The organism is Acidilutibacter cellobiosedens (genome assembly GCF_004103715.1).
GTDB classification, from domain to species: domain Bacteria; phylum Bacillota; class Clostridia; order Tissierellales; family Acidilutibacteraceae; genus Acidilutibacter; species Acidilutibacter cellobiosedens.
On the sequence record NZ_CP035282.1, the window covers coordinates 2,560,085 to 2,574,726 of the forward strand.

13 protein-coding genes and 1 other RNA gene are annotated in these 14,642 nt (G+C 33.0%); 6 read left to right on the forward strand and 8 right to left on the reverse strand.

The window, feature by feature from the left end; genetic code table 11:
* Nucleotide 1: 1 nt before the first annotated feature.
* Entirely contained in the window at nucleotides 2-784 is a 783-nt protein-coding gene (locus EQM13_RS12425) for a PLP-dependent cysteine synthase family protein (protein ID WP_320053069.1), read from the forward strand.
* A 203-nt stretch (nucleotides 785-987) separates the two neighbouring features.
* Nucleotides 988-2,232: an adenosylhomocysteinase gene (locus EQM13_RS12430; protein ID WP_128752842.1), complete on the forward strand. Its 1,245-nt coding sequence runs from the start codon at nucleotides 988-990 to the stop codon at nucleotides 2,230-2,232.
* Between the two features lie 59 nt (nucleotides 2,233-2,291).
* Here the strand turns inward: EQM13_RS12430 and EQM13_RS12435 are convergent, their stop codons facing one another.
* From EQM13_RS12435 to EQM13_RS12450, 4 genes are all read right to left on the reverse strand, one after another.
* Complete coding sequence (locus EQM13_RS12435) at nucleotides 2,292-2,963, reverse strand: ABC transporter ATP-binding protein (RefSeq protein ID WP_071140532.1); 672 nt, start codon at nucleotides 2,961-2,963, stop codon at nucleotides 2,292-2,294.
* 155 nt (nucleotides 2,964-3,118) lie between these two features.
* Nucleotides 3,119-4,189 (reverse strand): sensor histidine kinase, encoded by a 1,071-nt coding sequence (locus tag EQM13_RS12440; RefSeq protein ID WP_071140545.1) that lies wholly within the window; start codon nucleotides 4,187-4,189, stop codon nucleotides 3,119-3,121.
* The gene (locus EQM13_RS12445; RefSeq protein ID WP_071140531.1) at nucleotides 4,189-4,887 is read right to left on the reverse strand and encodes a response regulator transcription factor; all 699 of its coding nucleotides are present in this window, start codon (nucleotides 4,885-4,887) and stop codon (nucleotides 4,189-4,191) included. The genes EQM13_RS12440 and EQM13_RS12445 overlap by 1 nt, the downstream gene beginning before the upstream one ends.
* A gap of 90 nt (nucleotides 4,888-4,977) precedes the next feature.
* The gene (locus tag EQM13_RS12450) at nucleotides 4,978-5,652 is read right to left on the reverse strand and encodes an NAD(P)H-hydrate epimerase (protein WP_114219306.1); all 675 of its coding nucleotides are present in this window, start codon (nucleotides 5,650-5,652) and stop codon (nucleotides 4,978-4,980) included.
* Nucleotides 5,653-5,862: 210 nt separating this feature from the next.
* Between EQM13_RS12450 and ltaE the strand changes: the two genes are divergently transcribed.
* Entirely contained in the window at nucleotides 5,863-6,906 is a 1,044-nt protein-coding gene (gene ltaE / locus EQM13_RS12455; RefSeq protein WP_128752843.1) for a low-specificity L-threonine aldolase, read from the forward strand.
* Nucleotides 6,907-7,090: 184 nt separating this feature from the next.
* Here ltaE and ssrS read toward each other — a convergent pair.
* Nucleotides 7,091-7,267: non-coding RNA, 6S RNA (gene ssrS, locus EQM13_RS12460), on the reverse strand.
* A gap of 84 nt (nucleotides 7,268-7,351) precedes the next feature.
* Nucleotides 7,352-9,106 (reverse strand): ATP-dependent zinc metalloprotease FtsH, encoded by a 1,755-nt coding sequence (ftsH, locus tag EQM13_RS12465; RefSeq protein ID WP_114219307.1) that lies wholly within the window; start codon nucleotides 9,104-9,106, stop codon nucleotides 7,352-7,354.
* An 837-nt stretch (nucleotides 9,107-9,943) separates the two neighbouring features.
* Here ftsH and EQM13_RS12470 point away from each other — a divergent pair.
* Nucleotides 9,944-11,668: a carbon starvation CstA family protein gene (locus EQM13_RS12470; RefSeq protein ID WP_071140527.1), complete on the forward strand. Its 1,725-nt coding sequence runs from the start codon at nucleotides 9,944-9,946 to the stop codon at nucleotides 11,666-11,668.
* Nucleotides 11,669-11,741: 73 nt separating this feature from the next.
* Here EQM13_RS12470 and EQM13_RS12475 read toward each other — a convergent pair whose 3' ends face one another.
* Nucleotides 11,742-12,032, reverse strand: a complete 291-nt coding sequence (locus EQM13_RS12475) for a hypothetical protein (RefSeq protein WP_114219308.1) — start codon at nucleotides 12,030-12,032, stop codon at nucleotides 11,742-11,744.
* A gap of 136 nt (nucleotides 12,033-12,168) precedes the next feature.
* Between EQM13_RS12475 and EQM13_RS12480 the strand changes: the two genes are divergently transcribed.
* On the forward strand, nucleotides 12,169-12,765 hold the full coding sequence (locus tag EQM13_RS12480; protein WP_114219309.1) for a hypothetical protein: 597 nt from the start codon (nucleotides 12,169-12,171) through the stop codon (nucleotides 12,763-12,765).
* 12 nt (nucleotides 12,766-12,777) lie between these two features.
* On the opposite strand, the gene EQM13_RS12485 is transcribed toward EQM13_RS12480, so the two are convergent.
* Nucleotides 12,778-13,677 carry an RluA family pseudouridine synthase gene (locus EQM13_RS12485; protein WP_128752845.1) on the reverse strand — a complete coding sequence of 300 codons (900 nt, stop codon included), beginning with the start codon at nucleotides 13,675-13,677 and terminating at the stop codon, nucleotides 12,778-12,780.
* A 106-nt stretch (nucleotides 13,678-13,783) separates the two neighbouring features.
* On the opposite strand from EQM13_RS12485, the gene EQM13_RS12490 reads away from it, so the two are divergent.
* Nucleotides 13,784-14,599, forward strand: a complete 816-nt coding sequence (locus EQM13_RS12490) for an NAD(+)/NADH kinase (RefSeq protein ID WP_114219311.1) — start codon at nucleotides 13,784-13,786, stop codon at nucleotides 14,597-14,599.
* The last annotated feature ends 43 nt before the right edge of the window (nucleotides 14,600-14,642 follow it).

Genomic DNA, 14,642 nt, shown 5'->3' on the forward strand with positions numbered 1-14,642 from the left:
AATGCCGTCATATTATAACGATATAAAAGAATTGGTTGGAAAAACACCGATACTCAAATTAAATAATATTTCTGTCAAGGAAGAAGTAAATGTCTTCGCTAAACTTGAAATATTCAATCCGGGAGGAAGCGTAAAGGATAGAATCGGCATATATATGATTAAAAAAGCTGAAGAAAAGGGGATTTTAAAAAAGGGTTCCACTATTATAGAACCAACTGCCGGAAATACGGGGTTAGGCATAGCCTTGGCCGCAATAAATAAAGGATACAGAGTAATATTTACGGTCCCAAAAAAATTTTCCATAGAAAAACAATTGCTTATGAAAGCCTTTGGGGCTGAAATAATCAATACTCCTGAGGAACAAGGAATGAAAGGGGCTATAGAAAAAGCTGAAGAATTATTAAGTACTATCAATAATTCCGTTTCTTTAAACCAATTTGAAAACCCTGCAAATCCGTTGGCTCATTATGAAACTACAGGACCGGAAATATATGAAGCATTGGATGGCAAAATAGATTATCTAATAGCAGGAGCAGGAAGCGGAGGTACTTTCACCAGCATAGTCAAATATCTCAAGGAAAAAAATCCAAATATAAAAGGGATAATTGCAGATCCGGAAGGCTCCATAATAGGTGGAGGCACTAAAGGGTGTTATAAGATTGAAGGTATAGGCAACGATTTTATTCCGGACACTCTTGATATGACTTTAGTAGACAGTTTTATAAAGGTTAATGACAATGAAGCCTTTGACATGGTAAAGGAATTGGCAAAAAAGAAGGATTAATCGTAGGATCGTCTTCGGGAGCTGCCGTAAGTGCGGCATTAAAATTGACTTCAACTATAAACAAAGGGAATATAGTGGTCGTATTGCCCGATAGAGGAGACAGATATTTTAGCAAAAATATATATTGATTATTTTAAAATTGCATTTTATGTGATAATATTTCAGATATATAAGTTATTCTTATAAAGTCAGGAGGAGAATAAATGCGTGAAAATTTAATTAGGGATATAAATTTGGCACCATCGGGACATAAAAAAATAGATTGGGTAAAAGGCTATATGCCAGTATTATCATTTATTGAAAAAAAATTTACGGAAGAGCAGCCCCTTAAAGGGAAAAAGATAACCATGTCCATACATCTGGAAGCAAAAACAGCCTATCTGGCCAAGGTCCTTAAAGCGGGAGGAGCGGATGTAACGGTAACAGGAAGTAATCCCCTTTCTACTCAGGATGACGTGGCTTCGGCATTAGCTGAGGACGGCCTGAAAGTATATGCTTGGTATAACTCCACTTCTGAAGAATATAATAATCATCTAAATTCCGCGTTAGATATCGAACCAAATATAATACTTGATGACGGAGGAGATTTGGTTAATTTACTCCATACAACAAGACAGGAACTTATTAAAAATATCATCGGAGGTTCGGAAGAAACTACTACAGGTGTATTAAGGCTTAAAGCAAGAGAAAGAGAAGGCAAATTAAAATTCCCCATGATTTCTGCTAATGGCGCTTATTGTAAATATCTCTTTGACAACCGATATGGTACAGGTCAGTCCGTCTGGGACGGAATAATGAGAACGACAAATCTTATAGTTGCAGGTAAAAATGTAGTGGTAATAGGATACGGATGGTGCGGCAAAGGCGTTGCCATGAGAGCTAAGGGCCTCGGCGCCAAAGTCATAATCTGTGAAATCAATCCTATTAAAGCTATAGAAGCTCATATGGACGGCTTTAAAGTAATGCCTTCCTTAGAAGCTGCAAAAATAGGAGATATTTTTATAACTGTAACGGGTGATATGAAAGTTCTTTCAAAGGAGCACTATAAGTTGATGAAAAATGGTGCTATTATGGCCAATGCCGGACATTTTGACTGTGAAGTCTGGAAACCGGATCTTGAAGAAATGAGCATAGAAAAGCGGGAAATGAGAAAAAATATTACAGGATATGTAATGCCGGACAAAAAAATATTAAACCTTCTTGCTGAAGGAAGATTAGTTAATCTCGCTGCAGGAGACGGCCATCCGGCAGAAATAATGGATATGAGTTTTTCCATTCAAGCTCTGTCCATAAAATATTTAATAAATAATGCAGGAAAATTGGAAAACAAAGTATATGATGTTCCGGATGAAATAGATAAAGAAGTAGCAACAACAAAATTAAAATCAATGGGAATAGAAATTGACCGTCTTACAGAAGAACAAGAAAAATATTTAAAAAGCTGGTAAAAGAGGTCGCCCCAAAATAGAAAGCAAAATTCTATAAGGGGCTTTTTTTTACTTCTAATTTATTCTTCATTGATTAATTTCCCGTCCTCAATCCTTACTATTCTGTCTGACATTTGGGCTAACCTTTCATCATGGGTTATCATTACTAAGGTTTGGTGATATTTTTTTATGGATTGCTTTAAAAGATTCAACACTTCCAAACTCGTTTTTGAATCAAGGTTCCCTGTAGGTTCATCTGCAAGAACTATGGAAGGTCTCGTAGCTAAAGCTCTTGCTATCGCAACTCTTTGTTGCTGTCCTCCTGATAATTCATTAGGGAAAGCATCCTTTTTCCCGATAATATTTAAAGTTCTCATAATTTCTTTTATAAACTCTTCGTCTACAACTTTTAAATCAAACTCTATAGGTAAGATTATATTTTCCCATACATTCAACACAGGAATCAGGTTATAGGATTGAAAAACAAATCCTATCTTTCTCCTTCTAAATATGGTTAAACTCTCATTATCCATAGAATATATATCCTTCCCATCTATAAACACCCTTCCAGACGTAAGCCTGTCCAATCCTCCCATCATATGAAGAAGAGTCGTCTTGCCGGAACCTGAAGAACCTACTATTGCAACAAATTCTCCTTCTTCTACAGATAGGTCTACTCCGTCCAATGCTTTTACTAAACTTTCGCCCTTCCCATAATACTTTTTCAAAGATTTTGTTTCTAATATCTTCATTTAGCTTCACCTTTCCCTTATAATTATCATCCGTCCCTAAACCCAATTATCGAATAAGCCTCTGAATATCCCAAGCTGCACAATAATATAATAGCTGTGGTATTGATTATATCATATGGAATTTACAGTTTTGCAGTGATAATTAAAGTAAAAACTTATAAAACCATTAATATTGTAAATTCACTGCCTTGTCCTTCTTTTGAAAAAGCCGTTATACTTCCGCCCTGTTCTTCCAGTATTTTTCTTGTAAGATACAATCCCACGCCCGATCCTTGAGTTTTTCTAACCCTCTCCGAATTTCCTCTGTAGAATCTGTCAAAAATCTTTCTTATATCCTTAGATGGAATACCTATGCCGTTATCGTCTATATCTATCTTTATGTAACTCTCCAATTTCTCTATAGAAATATCTATTTCTCCATTTTCATCAGTGTATTTCACAGCATTTTCGAGAACATTAAATATAGCCTCTTTTGTCCATTTGGCATCATGGCAAATATAAATATCCTGCAAATTGTTCATTTTTATATCTATGCCTTTTTCCGAGGCTTTTAAATAAATGCCATTAACTGCTTCGATTATTGTAGATTTAATATTATCCTTTTTCTTTTTTAACTGAATCAATCCTGTTTCCATCATTGAAATCTTAGTTAAAGAATTCAGAAGCCATTCAAGTTTATCTTCCTCATTTTTTATCCTGTTTAAAAACTCTTCTTCCTCTTCTTTACTAATCCCATTCTCAAGTAATAACGAATTGAACACTTTTATAGATGACAGAGGCGTCCTTAGTTGATGAGAAATATCGGTTACCAGTGATTTGACATTTTCTTTTTCATCGTTTATCTCATTTAAATTTATCTGCAATCTCCTGGACATCTGAAAAAATTGAAATTCTATCCTTGACAGTATCCCCTCTTCGTTGGTATCCGAAACAGCAGAAAAATCTCCATCCATTATCCTGTCTATCTCAAAGGATATTTTGTCGAGTTCGCCTATTATACGTTTCAATACATATATGAATGATGAAATACTTATAACTATCATTAAAACCACAATAATTATACTTTTAACCATGAATCCGTAAACCGCGGAAATTTTTACTCCATTATCCCCTAATTCTTCTATAAAAAAGTAATTATTAAAGATCATTGCAATTCCAAAGGCAATAATTGTTACCGTAAAAACAATGAATATTTTTTTTACAATCGGATCTTTTCTTAATATCATCATTCTTTAAAACACTCCTCCGCCCAAATGTAACCCAATCCTCGTACTGTTTTTATATATTGTGGTTCAGAAGGATTTTGCTCAATTTTTTCTCTGAGCCTTCTAATATTTGTAGGAAGAGTGCTTTCATTTAAAAAATTCCCATCCCCATCCCATATTTCATTGAAAAACTGTTCTTTTATAATTACCTGATGAGGATGATCTATGAAGCATTTAAATAGTTTAAGTTCTGTTTTCGTTAAAAACACCTCTTCCCCATCTACAAAAATTTTCATATTCCCAGGATAATATATAATATCCTTACATCGAATTTTCTCTGCTCCCCTTTTTTCTCTTCTCCTTAATACGGCATTGATCTTTGATATAAGGACCATCAAACTGAAAGGCTTGGTAACGTAGTCATCTGCCCCCAAATCATATCCTTTAACTATGTCCACTTCTTGGACACAAGCTGTAAGAAATATGATCAAAACATCCCTTATTTTTTTGACGTCCTTACAAAACTGAAAACCATCTCCATCAGGTAAACCAATATCCAATAATATAAGATCTATTGAATTTTCATTAAAAATTTTTTTGCCTTCTTCTATTGATTTAGCGGAAAAAACATTAAACTTTTCCTTTTTTAACTTAAAACTAATCCCTCGGTTTAGGGAATCATCATCTTCAACTAATAATATATTTATTAAATTGTTCATAATTTCACCCTTTCCCCGTTTCTTAATCCATCATCTTTATTAAAAAACCATTTAAACTATTTATAAGATAGAATTTTATATTTAAAAATATTATTTTTTCAAATTTTCTCCCAATACGGAGTCAATAACCATATCAGGTATTCCTATAGGTTCAACTATTATTTCTCCGGCAAGCTCTTCCATACCCATCAATCCCCTTTTCAGTAACTGAAAGGTAATAGTTTTAGAAGCCTTCACACAAATTCCTAAAATTTTACCTGTATTTCCGTCTAAGCCTGAAGGTATATCTATTGATATAACATACTTTTCACTTTTATTTATAGATAAAATAACGTCTTTAAAAATGCCTTCAACATTTCTTGTAAGTCCCGTTCCAAATATGGAATCAATAATTATATCTGAATCGATTATGGAATCTTTAAATAAAGATAATTCCTCATCACTATTGATATGAACAATATCTCCATTAATGTTTTTGATTATATTATAATTAACAGAAAAATCATTGCTTCCCCTATCCATATTACCAAGTATAAAAAATCGAGCCTTTTTCCCCTGTACCATTAGGTGTCTTCCTAATGCCAATCCGTCCCCACCATTATTTCCAACTCCACATACAATGACAAAAGTGTTATATTTATTCATTTCTATATTCTTCAATACCTTCAATGCTGCATTCTCCATGAGAACTATTCCCGGAATGCCTAAATTTTTAATACAATATTTATCAATTAATTTCATCTCTTCTCCGGAAACTGATATCATAACTAATCCCTCCTTGTAATTATATTCTGACTATATTATATACTATAAAAACATAAAATTAAAAAAGCCTTTTTTTAAACTCATTACAGAAAATTTACATTAAGGAAATTTTGATTTCCCTATGGGCCATAAAAACCCCTGCCCTATTTTATTAAATAATGATATAATAAGAAATATTAAAATATTGATTAATAAAAGGGTGGTAAATATATGAAATCCATTGATTTAAGAAGCGATACCGTAACCATGCCCACAGACGAAATGAGAAGAGCAATGGCCAATGCCTTAGTTGGAGACGATGTTTACGGAGATGATCCAACAGTAAATAAACTTGAAAAAATAGCTGCTGAAAAGGTAGGAAAAGAAGCCGCTTTATTCGTTCCAAGCGGAACCTTTGGTAATCAGCTTTCCCTTTTGACGCATACAAGAAGAGGTCAGGAAGTCATAATCGGAAAGGAAAACCATATAGTAGTTCATGAGGTCGGAGCATCAGCCGTAATAGCTGGAGTACAACTCAGAACTCTTAATACAACAAATGGAACTATGTCTCCTGAAGATGTCGAAAAAGCAATAAGAAAAGATGATATACACCAACCTGAAACAGGGCTTATTTGCATAGAAAATGCTCATGGATGTGGAGCGGTAATCAAAATTGATAATCTCAAAGAAATAAAGAAAATAGCTGAAAAGTATTCTTTACCTGTTCATATGGATGGAGCAAGAATATTTAATGCAGCTATATCATTAGGAGTAGACGCAAGGGATATAGCAAAATACTGTGACACTGTTATGTTTTGCCTTTCAAAGGGTTTAGCAGCACCTATAGGTTCAATGGTTGCAGGAAATAAAAAATTTATAGATAAAGCAAGAAAAAACAGAAAACTTATGGGAGGAGGAATGAGACAAGCCGGAATAATTGCTGCAGCCGGTATAATTGCCCTTGAAAAGATGACTTTAAGACTTGAAGAAGACCATAAAAATGCAAAATATTTTGCTTCGGAATTATCTAAAATTCCCGGAATAAATGTAAGGTTTGATAAAAATGATATAAATATGATTTTCTTTGAAATGAAGGATAATATAATCCCGGAAAAAACTTTTATAAATAAGCTGTATGAGAAAAATATCAAAATCAATAAAGCTGAAGATGGAGAATACAGATTCGTAACTCACGCAGGAATTACAAAAGAAGATATAGGTTTTGTTATTAATTCCATAAAAGAACTAGCCCACTTAACGGGAAATTTATATTAAGGAAATCTTGATTTCCCTATGGATTATAAGAAAAGCTTCTATCGAAACATTATAAGGTAGCCTTTCTTGAAACTCCTTTACGGAAAGTTCTTTTTTAATCAATATTTATTCGTTATACTTCCGTTGAGTATAAGCTTTCTATGGATTACAAAATAAAAATCCTTCGATATAATTCGAAGGATTTTTATATCCCGCGGTGCCGTACTCCCAGCTAATTCACGCCCGCCTTTTAAAAGGTGGGTATCTGTCAGCAGCTTCTAACTTCCACTCAGAGGAGGCATGTTATAGACTGTTGAACTAAAGACTCCCATATGTCTTATGTCGGTTGAATTATATAGGCTTACGTACATCGCAGAAACGTTTCTATTTATATTATAACCTCTTTTTTATTATACTGCAAGTAATAAGTGTTGGAATAAATATACTTTTGCGGTTAAATAAAATATTAATCTTGTAAAATAATCTCATTTATCTCTTTTTCTTCTAACATTTCCTTTTCTAATAATTCAGCAGCAAGTTTTTGTAATCTATCTATATTTTTTGTCACTATATCCATCGTTTCTTCATAAAAGCCATCTATTAGCTTTCCCGCTCTTTTGACCAATTCATCGTTATTACCAATTTTATTTTCCAAAAGCACCTCATAATTTATAAGCCCTGCTTCTTCATCCATTCCAAAACTTCCAACCATGGATAAAGTCATTTCCGTAGCTTTTTTTAGATCATTAGAAGCACCTGTAGTAATATTTTCTTTTCCAAATATTATTTCCTCCGCTGCTCTTCCTCCGAGGGCAATCATTATGTTATCTACAATGTCCTTCTTTCTTTGATACATTCTGTTTGGAGGAATATTCATACTGAATCCGCCCATGCCCTTTGTGCTCGGAATGATACTTACCTTTGTAACTCTGTTCAGTGTTGAAACCATTTTTGTAACTAGGGCATGTCCTGCTTCATGATAAGCCGTAATTTCTTTATCTTTGGCTGATATACAGCTTCTATCCTTTTTCTCTTCTCCTACAAGGACTGTATAATAAGCTCTGTTTATATGGTTCATAGTAATAAAATCTTCATTTTCTCTCGCCGCCATCATCGCCGATTCATTCATGAGATTCTCCAATTTGGCTCCGCTAAAATATACGGTTTCTTGAGCAACTTTCTTCAGGTCTACGTCCGGAGCTAAAGGCTTCTTTTCTCCATGGAGTTTTAATATTCGATATCTGGCATTTATATCAGGGAGTCCTACCTCTATTTGTCTATCAAATCTTCCCGGTCTTAGAAGGGCTTCATCAAGGGTATCAATTCTATTTGTTGCAGCAACAACTATGATCCCCTCATTTTCTCTAAATCCCGACATCTCAGTTAAAAGAGCATTAAGGGTCCTATCGCTTTCCTCGCTTCCGCCTCCCACATTTCCTCTTCTTTTCTTCCCAAGAGCATCTATTTCATCGATGAATACAACACTTTTTCCTTTTTGTTTTGCTTTTGAAAAAAGGCTTCTTATCCTGCTGGCCCCCAGGCCTGCATAAACCTGTATAAAATCCGAACCCGATACTGCAAAAAACGGTACTTTTGCTTCCCCTGCCAAAGCCTTAGCCAATAACGTCTTCCCCGTTCCCGGAGGTCCATACAGGAGAACCCCTCTTGGCATTCTTGCTCCATATCTTCCGTACTTTTCAGGGTTTTTAAGAAAATCTACCAGCTCATTTAACGATTCTTTTGCTTCTTCATTCCCTGCTACATCAGCAAATGTTACTACATTTGAGTTATTCTCTATATCTTCCATGTCCGACATTATTTCAATTTCCTTTTGAGCCTGCTTTGATGCATTATTATTCATAAAATAGGCAGCTACCCCTACCGCACCAATAACCAAAAAGAAGAAAACGCTTTGCAATGTCACCAAACTACCGTTAGTCTCAATTACCTTGATATTATTTTTTAAAAGATATTCTTTAAAGTTTTCAGTTCTTGGATTATCAGTTATAAAATACTCTCCGTTTTTTAATTTGCCTGTAATTCTGGGTTCATCGCTTAAGTCAACTCTTTCAACCATATTCTTGTTTACATATTCTAAGAAAATTTTATAAGATGTCTCTTTGTACTGATTTTCTTTATTTATATATACAAATATGCCTGAAATCAGAGCCATAGAAATTATGACAATCATTAGAACTTTTACCTTCTTGTCCAATTTCATCATATATTCCTCCTACATCTATATAATATAAGTAAATATAAATAAATTATAGCATTAATTTACTATTATGTCTATTACCTACATATGGAATGATAGGAAATAAAGTAACTAAATAACCTGACCCGTAACCTTATCAGTTCAATTAGTATGTTATCAAAATATTTTGACAATCCCTTTATTTTTTGAAATTTTTGTATTATAATAAAATTAGTAACATTTATATATGATTAAAGGATAATATTTGTATTTATTTCAATAAAAATTATATTTGTATATAGAACTTACCTCAAAATAATAATCTCTTATATTAAAGTGGTTAAGAGAGGACAATCCTTTTATATAGAGCATGTCCATCCAATATATTTTAAGGAGGTGACGAAATGTCCACACTGTTAAAGTCAAGTATTGAAAAAAAGTCGCTTTTTCTTCCAGCTTTAATATTCGGAGGATAGGAAATCGTTGTCTTGAAATTAGTACCGATATATAATATCAATATATTATAGCTAAACAACTATACCATTATATATACTCTTCTATATATTTTGACACCACTTTAAAATCTAACTATCTTAGAAATTATTTTTCTTTAACAGAAATAATCCTATTCTAATAACTATAAGCAGACATTACTTTTCATTATAACATATTTAAAATTAATTTTCTTAAATGGTGATTTATAATATATTTTTCTATGTTAATATTTTCACTACTATATTTCAATATCAAAATTTAGAATATGCACAATTATTAAGGAAGTCTTTTTTTGAAACCCATTTATGTAAGGAAAAACATGATTTCCCTATGGGTTATAAAAATTAATTGAGAGAGGTGAGTATTTTGAATATATTAATCGTTGTTGTTGGAGCAGCTATTATTTTCTATATAGCATATATTACCTACGGAAAGTTCTTGGCAAATAAAATTTTTAAATTAGACGATTCAATCAAAACACCGGCAGTTGAATTAAACGACGGACAAGATTATGTCCCTATAAAAAAGAGTATGCTTATGGGCCAGCATTTCTCGGCTATAGCAGCAGCAGGCCCCATAAACGGTCCTATTCTTGCAGGTACTATATTCGGCTGGGTTCCCGCCCTTCTGTGGATCCTTATAGGTACAATCTTTATTGGCGGCGTTCACGATATGGGTACTCTTGTAGCATCTGTAAGGCATAAAGCACGATCAATTGCTGAAGTAATCAGAACGAATGTTTCAAAACGGGCATGGTTGCTTTTTATGCTTTTTATATGGATAACTCTCGTATATATTATTGTTGCGTTTACAGATATTACTGCGAGTTCATTTGTAGGTACCGTAGAACTTGAATCTGGAGAACAAGTTGCAGGTGCCGCAATTGCAGCTTCATCCATTCTTTATCTTATTCTGCCAATAATTATGGGACTTCTAATGAAATATACCAAGCTTAAAGAAAATATCGCGCTTTTAATATTCCTTCCTCTTGTTGGAGTTGCAATTTGGGCAGGGCGTTATATACCGATTTCATTGCCAATTGCTGATATCCTTCTTCAGCAAAAAGTATGGGGAGTTCTTATTTTAATTTATTGTTTCATCGCATCTATTTTACCAATGTGGTTAGTTTTACAACCTCGTGGTGCTATAGGAGGATATTTCCTTTATGCATCCCTTATTGCTGCTGCAATCGGTATAATCTTTGGCGGATACCACATACAATTCCCCGCTTTTACAAATCTTGCTGCAGACGGCAGTATTGGTAGCGGCTTCTGGTTCCCAATGTTTCCCGTATTATTTATTACCATAGCCTGTGGTGCTTGTTCCGGATTCCATTCTCTTGTTTCATCCGGTACAACTTCTAAGCAGTTGGCAAAAGAAAGTGATGCTAAACCTATAGGATACGGGGCAATGTTACTTGAAGGTATGGTTGCAGTAGTTTCTCTTGCTTGTCTCATGATCCTATCTAAGGATTCTCCTATGGTTTCAAAAGCGCCAAACTTTATTTATGCATCAGGAATAGGCAGCTTCTTGGAACTTATAGGTATCCCGGGAGTTTACGGCGTAAGTTTTGGACTTATGGCCTTTACTACATTTGTTTATGATACATTGGATGTATGTACACGACTTGGCCGTTACATTATACAGGAACTTACCGGTTGGAAAGATTTAAAAGGTAAAATTATAGGCACATTGCTTACAGCCGGCATCCCTATCTTCTTTATATTCCAAACAATGGTTGATGCAAACGGTAATGCTATACCCGCATGGAAAACATTCTGGAATACATTCGGCGCATCAAACCAACTTTTAGCTGCACTTGCCTTAATTGGTGTTACGGTATGGCTCTTCAAAACAAATAGTAAATCGAAGGCATGGCTTGTTTCCTTCATACCTGCTTCAATAATGTTCATAATGTCAAATTGGGCATTAGTCAGAGATGTAATTAACGGATGGGTCAAAGGGCAGGGGCACCCGTCAATACCGATTGTTTCAATGATATTAATCATACTTTCAGTCCTTGTTGCAGTTGAAACATATAACGCACTCATAATTGTTCCAAAAAAACTAAAAGCTCAGAAAGCCTCATAAGTTCTTAATATAAAAGGACTAAGAAGATTTATTTAAAATACAAATCTCACCTTAGTCCTTTTATTTAATTTCGTTACTGATTACCCTTCTTTATAGTTTTCAACACCATATCCAGTTTTTCTCTCTGTTCGGCATCTAATAAAGGTCTTATATTATTGAGCTTTTCAATAAGTTCATTATATTCATCCTCTCCCATTGTCTCCTTCATTTGTTTATTAATCTTTATTATTTCAAAGAATATTTCATCTTCAGATTTATCTGAGTAATCTTCAGCCATATCTCTAATTTGGTTTATCTGCTCTTCTGTAGGACTCGTATCTTTCATTTGTTCAATTATATTTTTTAAATCTTCATTACTTTCCATCTTCATTCCTCCCATATTTTATACTCTAATCTTATGAAGGAATATCTACGGATATTACATATAAATAATAGTAAACATTCTGTTTTCATCTGCATAATATATTAAAGTGATCCTTTTCAATAAGGAGGGAATTATATTGGATGAACTGTTAATTTTATTAGTTCTTTTAATGTTTCTGAAAGGGAATAAAAATGATTTCAATAAAACAAATCTTCAGGATTCTTTTTCCTTAAATATTTCTTCCACTCATAAAAAAATCAAGATCTTGAAAAAAATTAGTCCCTATTTTCCACCCGACATGATCCCAGCCATTAATAAATCTCTTTTTATTACGGAAAAAATAGTAAAAGTTTATGAAACAGTTGAGTTTATAAAAAAAGAAGATAATTTCTATGATATTAAAGTTGCGGATGTTAATAACAAAAACGAAAGAATTAATTACATATTATCTACTCTAAAAAGGGAAGTCTCTTACGATGATGCAAAAGAAATAGGAAATGGAATGGAATTAATATTAAATATCGATAAATACAAAAAATTGGCCTCCGTATTGAAAACTTTCTTATCAAATCCCGATGGTATCAACAATTCCAATAGCCTTGAAAAAATAATAGAGGTTATGCTGGAAGGAAGAGATGAAAAAGAGAAGAAGAAGATTACGCAAATGGTTAAAATGTTTGAGTTAATGCAAACATTGGATACTCAAAAAAAGGGTTCCTCCGAAGATAAATAATATTAAAGTCATTTAATTCATTTTAAGTTTCTCAATTAAATATTTCATGTCTTCGGGAAGCGGAGCCTTAAATTCCACAATATTTTTGTATCTGGGATGGCTGAATTTTATTGACCAAGCATGAAGTGCCTGTCTGTCTATAAATGAACTTCTTTTATAATAAAGGGAATCTCCGATAATAGGATGCCCTATATAATTCATATGCACTCTTATCTGATGATTTTTACCTGTAAGTATCTGAACTTCCAAAAATGTGCTTTTCCTATATCTTTTTAAAACCTTATATTTTGAAATTGATCTTTTTCCGTCATTCATAACTTTATTCAGTATATCCTTCTCTTCTTTGCCAATGGGAATATCTATTGTCCCTTCATCTTCTTTTACAATTCCCTCTACCACCGCTAAATATTTCTTTTCAATCATATCATTTTCAAGTTGTAAAGCCATTTGCTGATGAGCAAATGGATTTTTCCCAACTATTATTATACCTGAAGTGTCCATATCTAATCTGTTTACAAATCTAATTTTTTTATGTATATCCTTTTTCATGTAATAACTACTGATTCCATTGGCAAGGGTACCGCTTATACATTTAGGAGTAGGATGGACTACAATATGCGGACGTTTATTTATAATGAGTAAGTCAAAGTCTTCATATATTATATCTAAGGGTATATCTTCCGGTTCAATATTATCGATTTCATCTTCCATAAATATTCCTACCACATCTCCTATTTTGACCTTCTCATTTTTCTGTGAAAATTTATTGTTAAATATTATTCTTTTTTCCTTTTTTAACTTTCTCATCAATCTTACGGATATTTGATTTTTAATAAGGACATCGTCTATGGTTAACCCATTCTCTTCAACCGGAAATAAAACTACACTGTCACTTTCATGAAAAAACTTCATTTAATAAATCCTCCAATTATTGATAGTTTTATTGTATAATATAATTATATTTATTATATCAAATTTTTTTTACTTTTACAGAATCATATTTTAGGGAGGTATTCCTTTGAAAAAATTTGAAAAGGGCAGACGGATTAATATCCTCTATAACGACAATCTGGATTCAAAAAAAGTTTTTAACCTTTTAAAAATTAAACTTAATGAAAATGGTTTCTTGGTTTCTGAAGATTATAATTCTCAGGCGGAATTAAATATATGCATAGGCGGAGACGGGGCTTTTTTAAGATCCGTACATAAATACAATTTCCCTAATATCCCATTTATAGGCGTAAATACAGGTCACCTTGGATTTTATCAGGAAATACTTCCGGAGGACATTGATACTTTCATTGAAAAATATATGAAGAAGGAATATTTTACCGAAAAAATATATTTGATAGAATCTAAGATTTTAATAGATAAAAAAATTATTAAATTGCTTGGAATTAATGAAATTGTTGTAAAGGGAACAGCTTCAAAAGTAGTTCATTTAGAAATTTTTATCGATAATAATCATTTGGAAATGTTTAGCGGAGACGGTATAATAATTTCCACTCCCATGGGAAGTACCGCATATAACTTTTCGAGTGGAGGAAGTATAGTCTATCCTTTATTGAAAGCACTACAAATAACTCCTTTATCTCCCATAAGTTCTAAGGCTTATCGTTCGCTTCCCAACAGTGCAGTAATTCCGGGAAACATGACTATAACCGTAAAGCCTGAATTTAAATATGAAAATTCCATTCTTATAATGAATGACGGAGTTGAAAACAGATACGACAATATCACGGAAATAAACCTTACAATGTCCAAAAAAAAGATATATAAATTAAATTTTGATAAGGATATGTATTGGAACAACTTAAAGAGCAAGTTCTTATAATAAAAAAGGCTTCCACTAAAGCATTAATATGCTAAGGAAGCCT